Consider the following 1,152-nt stretch of genomic DNA (forward strand, 5'->3'; position numbering starts at 1 on the left):
CCTAGTGTTCTGAGTCGTTGGTCAGTTGGTTAATTCGTGTGCAGTAGTTGGCGAGGTTGTCCAGGATCTCGTCGGCGGTTTTGGTCCACACGAAGGGTTTCGGGTCGTCGTTCCAGGCGTCGATCCAGGCTTGGACGTCGGTTTCGAGTTCTTTGACACTGCGGTGTGCTGATCGGCGGAGCTTGCGGTTGGTCAGCTCGCCGAACCAGCGCTCGACGAGGTTCAACCAGGAACCGCTGGTAGGGGTGAAATGCAGCTGGAAGCGTGGGTGGGCGGCCAGCCAGGCCTGGACCGCCGGGGTCTTGTGGGTGGCGTAGATGTCGCAGATCAGGTGCAGGTCCAGCTCGGCGGGCGTGTTCTTGTCGATGGTCTTGAGGAACCGGAGGAACTCCTGATGGCGGTGCCGCCGCTGGTGCTGGCCGATGATCTTGCCGGTGGCCACGTCCAGTGCGGCGAACAGGCTGGTGGTGCCGTGGCGGACGTAGTCGTGGGTCTTTCGGCCCGGCACGCCAGGCATCATCGGCAGCATCGGGGCGGTGCGATCCAGCGCCTGCATCTGAGATTTCTCATCCACGCACAGCACCAGCGCCTTCTCCGGCGGGGCGAGGTAGAGGCCGACCACGTCTCGGACCTTCTCGATGAACTGGGGATCGGTCGACAGTTTCCAGGTGTCGACCAGGTGTGGTTTGAGGCCGAAAGCGCGCCAGATTCGGGAAATCGCGGTCTGGGACATGCCCATTTTTCTGGCCATGGACCGGGTCGACCAGTGAGTGTCGCCGCCTGTCGGCTGCTCCTCCAGGGTTTTGACGATCACCGCTTCGACCTGCTCATCGGTGATCGTGCGCTTCGCACCCGGCCGGGGCTCGTCGGACAAGCCGTCCAGCCGGTTCGCGATAAACCGGGCTCGCCACTTAGACACCGTCTGCGGCCAGATTCCCAGCCTGGCGGCGACATCCTTGTTGCTCAAGCCTTCCGCGCAGGTCAGCACGATCCTCGATCGCAGCGCCAACGCCTGCGACGTTTTCGCCCGCCGAGTCCACCGCAGCAGCGTGTCACGCTCCACATCGGACAGAACAAGCTCCGCCTTCGGGCGGCCAGAACGCGCCATCATCAAATTCTACACTAATTATTCATCGGATCAATAACTCAGGA

Annotated in this window: 1 protein-coding gene; it reads right to left on the reverse strand. The window is 62.4% G+C overall.

Annotated features, from left to right (window positions below; all coding sequences use genetic code 11):
- Window position 1 precedes the first annotated feature (1 nt).
- On the reverse strand, window positions 2-1,108 hold the full coding sequence (locus ACWDKQ_RS36325) for an IS630 family transposase (protein WP_450143265.1): 1,107 nt from the start codon (window positions 1,106-1,108) through the stop codon (window positions 2-4).
- Window positions 1,109-1,152 lie beyond the last annotated feature (44 nt).

It is taken from the genome of Saccharopolyspora sp. NPDC000995, from assembly GCF_053599315.1.

Coding starts and splice junctions, on each gene's coding strand:
- ACWDKQ_RS36325 (WP_450143265.1), bottom strand. CDS start 1,108: ATGGCGCGTTCTGGCCGCCCGAAGGCGGAGCTTGTTCTGTCCGATGTG.